Below are 6,468 nucleotides of genomic sequence, written 5' to 3' on the forward strand. Positions count from 1 at the left end.
TTATTCTCTGTTAATAAGCAGTCTTTTGTTTGTATCAAAAATAATAATTTCATCCTCTTTGGTGTTTTCGTCTTTATTAAATGTGAAATCACTGTCACTAAGTTGGGTGATTTTTGTTGTCTTGTCATTTTTAATACAAGCCCCGATTTTAAGCTCTTTTATTCCCTTGATAATACTAACTGGTGCAAGAAAGTCTTGATATCTAAGAGATGTTCCCATTTCAATGTATTTATCGGCTAATATTTTGTTGTAAATGTCTCTAATTTGAGCATCGATATCTTTGTAGATTGCGTCTTTTGCTTCTGTTTTGTAGGCTACTTTAAGATATGCATATTTCTTTTTACCTAAGCTGAATTTGTATGTTTTTTTTTGGTTGTGTTTGTTTAAAAACTCAATCCCAATGTCACCTTTAAAAACTGTTCCGCTTGGTGCTGTATAGTAAATTGCTTGCCAGATATTTTGTTTAGTTTCAATTTTGATTTGCTTTTTTTCTTGGTCTTGAAAGCAATCGTCTTGTAGTATTAAGTAGAGATTAATTGTTCCAGGCCCACTTAAAATGTTTATGTGCTTAACCCCTTCAACATTTAGTAGAGCTTTTCTTATTGCTTCATAAGTTGAGCTTTTGGGTGTGCTTAGGTCTTCTTTGAGTGCATTAAAATAGCTTCCATTTTCTTTAATTTTGGAAAAAAGTTCTTTTAAGACTTCTGATATTTGCTTGTCAATACTTGAGCTTGGAAAGTTTATTATGTCGTAAATTGAATTATCTTTAATGTTTATGCCGTATTTTGTTCTAAGTATATGTTTTTTTTCATTTTGAATTTCTTCTATTGTTTTTTCCAATATTCCTAAGTTTTTATCAAAAATTATACTCATATTTTAAAATCCATTTTTAAAGTGTCTTTTCCTAAAAAGAAAAAATTTATTGTTATCGTTTTATTTTTAATGCTTGGTTTTACGTTAATAAGGTCTATTTTAAGCTCTCTTGAAAGGTTTAAAAAAAAGGTTTTAATAGATTCTAGTTTATTAGCTTTGCAAAGCTTAAAGTAAAAGCCGTAGTCAAGCCCATAATTTGGATTTTCTTTTAAGCTGCCTTTTGGGGTCTTAAGGTAAAAAAACAAACGCTGTTTTTGCTCTTCAATGTTTTCTATTAATTTAAGATCGTTGTTAAATACTATATTAAATTTTTCATCAATTTTAATTTCCATTTTTAACTACCAAAATAATTTTAACATATTTTATTTGATATTTCTATAAAGTTTTACAAAATGTTTATTATTTTAAATGTTGAGATATATTATAATTTATATTTTTTTTAAAAAAGGTTATTTAATTTTTTAATTTAAATATTTGCGTAATCGCAGTGTGGGAGACTGTATGAAAAATATTTTATTATTTATTATTTTATTATTCTTTTCTTGTAAAGAATTTAATTATTCTGATATTAGGAGAAGGTCTTCAAAGCTTTTAAATTCTTCTAATAGCATAGCAAATCAAGAACTTAAAATGTCTTTTGTAGATTCTTTAAATGATGACCAAAAAGAAGCTTTGTTTTTTCTTGAGCAGGTAGTTCTTGATAGTAATCCAGGTAAGTTTAATCAAATTTTTAATTTAAATGAAAAGAAAATAAAAGAAATGCTTGCTACTGTTGTTAAGTGTTTACAGGCCAAAAGAAAGGCCAAAATGGATCTTGAGAAATCAAATGATCCAAATGTTGCCAATGCTAAGCATCAGCTGTTACAGGTTGAAAAAACTTACATAGATAATTTGCGACAATCTTTTATGACTACTAAAAACATTGAAGAGGCTTGTAATCTTGTTAAAAATTACGATGCATCTGCTTCGTTTTAACTTTTTTATATTTTAATTAACCCTAGATTAGCTCTTATGTTAAGAGTTAATCTTTTTGTTTATGTTTATTTATTTTGTTGCAAATATATCTGGATTTGAAAATTTAAATTTCTGTGATTTAGGCCGATGTTAATAATTTTAATTTATATGTGTAATTTATATATTGTTAAATAACTCAGATTATTAATACTTTTTGCTTTAAAAGGCATTGGTTTGGTTAATTTATGCTTAATAACTTATTTAAGTTATTTTAACTAGGTTTTTTGTTTTAAAAAATAAATTATTAAAACAACATCAAGCCTAATTCTTTTTGTAATAAGAAATAATGTAATGTATACATTTAGTGTATGTAAAGTGAGCTATATTTTTATTTAAACCAATAATTAAATAGGGGAAATTTAATTTATGAATAAAATAGGAATTGCATTTATTAGCTTTATGTTAATTGTTAATTGTAATAGCAAATCTTTAGAAGAAGATTTAAAAAGTACCAATTCTGGCAATAAGCAAAATTTAATAAGCAATGAAAAAAAATCTTTAGATTCTAGTAACAATAGACTTAAAGATTCTAGTTTAAGTAATTTAAAAAGCAAAAAGAATGTTCAAATAAGCTTAAGAGAATCTAAGGGCACCAAAAAGGATTTGCAAACTTTAAAGAATTCTGAAAATTTAATGTCTAAAAATCCGGATCAGTCGAGTAATAATTTTGACAATTTAGATAATTCAGGGTCTTTGCAAAAACCCTCTTCAAATCAGAATATTAACAAGTCAAAATACGGCAAAGCTTTGCTGAAAAATACTCATGATGAGATTTGGATTTCCCATTTAAATTTGGAAGAGGTCAAAAATTTTGAGTTTTTCAAGAAATCTTTGCAAAATGATGAGAATAGATATGCTCTTGGTGGGTGGCTTTTAAATAATGATGAAGTGCTGGCAAAATATAGGTACAGCGAAAAAGACGTTAATCATTTTTTGATTGATATAGGGAAAAAGCGGTGGGGAGATTTGTCTTCTAAAATGAGCACTTTAGTGCGATTGATTGAAAATTATTCTGATAAAAGTGATAGAGAAGATGAAATTTCTCTTCTAGATATGAATCTGTGTCAACAATTTTATCTAACCAAAATTAATGCTGGTGGTTCAAGCACAGACATTCTTGTGGCCCTTGAAAAAACAATCGATCAACAAATTAGTAGTGTTAGTAAAGAGCTTCTTGAATTTAAAAATTTTTCTCTTACTACAAAGTCAGAGCTTGATTGGTATTTGAATTGGAAGCGAAATTTAACAGACGAAGAAGAAGAAACTTTGCAATGTTGTAGGGTTTTGTTAGATGGAGAATTAGATTTTGAGAATCTTGACGATTTATTTAAAAGGCTTGGAAAGGAATATTCTAGGTTGATATTGAGAAAGCTAGAAGAAATAATATTAAATTACGATGTTAATAGGGTTTTAAAAGAAATGGAAAAAACAGGCAAATCTTTTAAACAAGCATTAAGTTCTATTAGTAATAAAAATAAAAGAGTTTTGATTTTTAAAGTTAGAAATTCTCTTTTAGAAATTTTTAAGCTTTATTACAACAATATTGGCAAGAATAAAAAACTTTATGATTATATAAATCGCATGTTAAACAGTTTGATAAAAGAGATTAGCAGACGTTAAAGTTTTTATTTTGATTTTTTTGTTAATTGATCTACATTTGCTTCTAATACTCTAATTTAAAAACTTTAAATATTAGATAAAAGTTTAAAACTTTAAAACTTTAAAGGGGGAGCATTTTGAAAAGAGTCATTATATCTGTTGTGGTTTTAATTCTAGGGTGTAATTTAGATGATAATTCAAAAATGGAGGGAGAGGGTAGTAGTAGGCTTATTAGAGAAAGTGGATTAAATAGGCTGGATCAAGAAAAAAGAGCTTTAGGAGAGGTGAATTTTGGACTTTTTTCTGGAGATTCTGGTGTAGTTGATGATTTTCAAGAATATAAGACTTTAAAAGCTCTTGAGAATAAAAATAAATTTATTGATTACTCTAAAATAGAGTTTTTAGAAGGAACAAAATCAATAAATTTTTTTCTTTTGCCGGTTTATATTCGTTGGATGAAAATTAAAGCCAGAGATTTGTTTGGGGAGCGCGGAGATTTTATTAATGAGCTTAAGGGGATTAAGTATTCTTATCTTGTTTCTCCTATTGATGGGAGCTATATTTCTTATGCTATGCCCTTAATAATTTTTGAAACTACTAGCGAGAGTGATCCGCTTTATTCTGTTTCTGGGTTTAAATTAATAAGCAAGGGAAATGATATAAATTTTAATGAAAATAAAGGTGGGTTTTTTGGGGGAGGACTTCCAATGTCTGAAAAATCAGTTGAATCTGGGCTTGTAACCGCATATCCTTTTGGTTCTAGCGATGCTAAAAAAGTGATTGAGGCTTTTGTTTCTCTTTATAATAATGGAATTTGGAGTGATATGATTGCCGAGATTACCATTAAGTCTAAGAAACATCCAAAAAGTGAAAAGGTGTACAGAATTTCACTTGATTCTCAGCTTTTTAATGTTGCTATGAAAAAAATAATTGAAAAATATCCTAAGATAAAAAGAGCAAGTTTTGCATTTAATTCGTTGATTAACTAAAAAATTATTTTAAAAGCTAGCAGTTTAAAACCACTAGCTTTTTTAAATTAATTATAAATTTCACTTGGTTTGGCTATATAGTATCTTTAAGAGTATTAAGTGTGGTTTTGAAATCTGCTTGATTAAAAATTCCATCAAATCCACTAGCAAGTATGCTTTTATAAGTATTTAACTCTTCAGGATCTTTTTCTTTTTTATCTTTATTTTCTTTAATTTTTGCAAGCAGTTCTTTTATTTCATTTTCTTTTAGATCTGATAGAAATTTTTGTACAGTCTCTTCTATTTTACTTTCATCTCCACCAGTATTTTTAAAATGTAAGCCAATATTTGGGTCTACTAATTTTTCTTTTAATAGGTTTATTAAAAATGTTAGCGTTTCTTTTTCAGTATTGTTTAAGTTTAATGTGCCTACTAATTTTTCCAAAGGTGTTGTTTTGCTAAATTCAATCCTATCTTCATCAACTAGATTTGATTTAGATTGAGATTTTTCATCTAGATCGTTGGCTGGTTCAGCATTATTACTTTTGTTTTTGCAATTAAGCATAAATGCTAATATTATAAATACAATAATTGTTTTTTTCAAAATAGTCTCCTTAAAAAGTATTTTAATTATTAATAATAATTAGTAATTATAGCATTTTAATAATATGTTTAGAACATTTTAATTAATAATTGTTATTATTAGTTTTTAAAAATATTGTACCAATTTGGCATTAAGAATAATTTCTTAATTAGGTTGAATATTACGGTATTAAGATTGAAAGAGTTTATAGTATTCAGGGTGTGGTTTAAGGATATTTTAAGTGCAATTAATAAGCCAACAGAGAGAATATTAATTAACACTTTCTTTGTTGGCAAATTTATTTTTAATTTTAAATTAAATCGTAAAAATTGTTATCCAATATTTATTTAGTAACTTTTTTTAAACGATAATTGGAATCCATTTATTCCAATATCAAAATTGGGTTCAAAGCCCACAAGCTCAGTGCTGAGTCTTTTTTTAAGATTTTCATTGTGCCTATTTGCAAATGTAAATGGAATAATAAGTGAAGTTGTGTAGGATGTTAAAATCATGCTTGCTCCTACCCCTATTAGTATGTATCCGGTCAATTGTGTTTCACGATAGTTAAGAATCATTCCAGTTCCCCAGAGGATTGCTCCCAATAAATTAAACCCAAGCACTGAGCCTCCACCAATATAATCTTCTTGGATAAATGATCCTATTCCAAAAGGTAAAAATAAATTTAAAAGGAATGGCCCGATTGGATTTTTTTTCTCTTTATCATATGTATTAAAACTTTCAATACCTTTTTCAATTCTATTTTTTTTATCTTCTTTATCATTTTTATTGGAACTTTCAATATCTTTTTCAATGCCTTTTTCAATTTTATTTTGTGTGTCTTTTGTGGCAAAGATTTGTATTGTTAGCCCAAAAATTAATATTAATGTAAAAATTTTTTTCATATTTTTATTATCTCCTAATAGCAAATTTTGACAAGTAAAATATTAGCGCAATTTATAATAAATTAATATCAGCGTGTTTACTTAGTAATAAATTTTTTAAAAATCTCGAAGCTTAAGAAGATAAATATTAAAGTAAAAGAAGACTTTTTAAAAGCTCAATCTAAGTTTAAAAAGCAAGTTTTTAAATATGTATCCCCATTAATTGGATTATTGTTTTTATGTTCATGTGATTTTTAATTATTAATTCAAATTAATGTTTATATTCATTTTTTTATTAAAAAAATGAATATTTTTAAAATTATTAAAAAATAAAAGTTTGAGATTTTATTAAGAAGTTTTGTTAATATTCCGATATTTATATAGATCAACATACTTTAAATTATATATATTATACTAATATCATGTGCATTAAAATTCTTTAATACTTTATAAAGATACTTTATTAGTATACTAATAAATTATCTTTATAAAGATAATTTATTAGTATACTAATAAATTATCTTTATAAAGTATTAAAGAATTTTAATAC

General features: G+C 26.1%; 7 protein-coding genes. 3 read left to right on the plus strand and 4 right to left on the minus strand.

Annotated elements, in window-relative coordinates; all coding sequences use genetic code 11:
- Together HNP67_RS04280 and HNP67_RS04275 are read right to left on the minus strand one after the other, a co-directional pair.
- A complete protein-coding gene (locus HNP67_RS04280; RefSeq protein WP_184125301.1) occupies positions 1-873 on the minus strand; it encodes a DUF276 domain-containing protein in 873 nt (290 codons plus the stop codon).
- The gene (locus tag HNP67_RS04275; protein ID WP_184125299.1) at positions 870-1,205 is read right to left on the minus strand and encodes a DUF2634 domain-containing protein; all 336 of its coding nucleotides are present in this window, start codon (positions 1,203-1,205) and stop codon (positions 870-872) included. The genes HNP67_RS04280 and HNP67_RS04275 overlap by 4 nt, the downstream gene beginning before the upstream one ends.
- A gap of 169 nt (positions 1,206-1,374) precedes the next feature.
- On the opposite strand from HNP67_RS04275, the gene HNP67_RS04270 reads away from it, so the two are divergent.
- From HNP67_RS04270 to HNP67_RS04260, 3 genes are all read left to right on the plus strand, one after another.
- The gene (locus tag HNP67_RS04270) at positions 1,375-1,848 is read left to right on the plus strand and encodes a BBA07 family lipoprotein (RefSeq protein WP_184125297.1); all 474 of its coding nucleotides are present in this window, start codon (positions 1,375-1,377) and stop codon (positions 1,846-1,848) included.
- A gap of 405 nt (positions 1,849-2,253) precedes the next feature.
- Positions 2,254-3,507, plus strand: a complete 1,254-nt coding sequence (locus tag HNP67_RS04265; RefSeq protein WP_184125295.1) for a hypothetical protein — start codon at positions 2,254-2,256, stop codon at positions 3,505-3,507.
- A 116-nt stretch (positions 3,508-3,623) separates the two neighbouring features.
- Entirely contained in the window at positions 3,624-4,475 is an 852-nt protein-coding gene (locus HNP67_RS04260) for a S2/P23 family protein (RefSeq protein WP_184125293.1), read from the plus strand.
- Between the two features lie 73 nt (positions 4,476-4,548).
- Here HNP67_RS04260 and HNP67_RS04255 read toward each other — a convergent pair whose 3' ends face one another.
- The gene (locus HNP67_RS04255) at positions 4,549-5,058 is read right to left on the minus strand and encodes a BBA03 family outer surface lipoprotein (protein ID WP_184125291.1); all 510 of its coding nucleotides are present in this window, start codon (positions 5,056-5,058) and stop codon (positions 4,549-4,551) included.
- 326 nt (positions 5,059-5,384) lie between these two features.
- Complete coding sequence (locus HNP67_RS04250) at positions 5,385-5,939, minus strand: P13 family porin (RefSeq protein WP_184125289.1); 555 nt, start codon at positions 5,937-5,939, stop codon at positions 5,385-5,387.
- Positions 5,940-6,468: the final 529 nt, after the last annotated feature.

Source organism: Borreliella californiensis (genome assembly GCF_014205885.1).
Taxonomy (GTDB): domain Bacteria; phylum Spirochaetota; class Spirochaetia; order Borreliales; family Borreliaceae; genus Borreliella; species Borreliella californiensis.

Bases quoted from the DNA above. Each gene is read 5' to 3' on its own strand.
- HNP67_RS04280 (WP_184125301.1), bottom strand. From the start codon at position 873: ATGAGTATAATTTTTGATAAAAACTTAGGAATATTGGAAAAAACAATA.
- HNP67_RS04275 (WP_184125299.1), bottom strand. From the start codon at position 1,205: ATGGAAATTAAAATTGATGAAAAATTTAATATAGTATTTAACAACGAT.
- HNP67_RS04270 (WP_184125297.1), top strand. From the start codon at position 1,375: ATGAAAAATATTTTATTATTTATTATTTTATTATTCTTTTCTTGTAAA.
- HNP67_RS04265 (WP_184125295.1), top strand. From the start codon at position 2,254: ATGAATAAAATAGGAATTGCATTTATTAGCTTTATGTTAATTGTTAAT.
- HNP67_RS04250 (WP_184125289.1), bottom strand. From the start codon at position 5,939: ATGAAAAAAATTTTTACATTAATATTAATTTTTGGGCTAACAATACAA.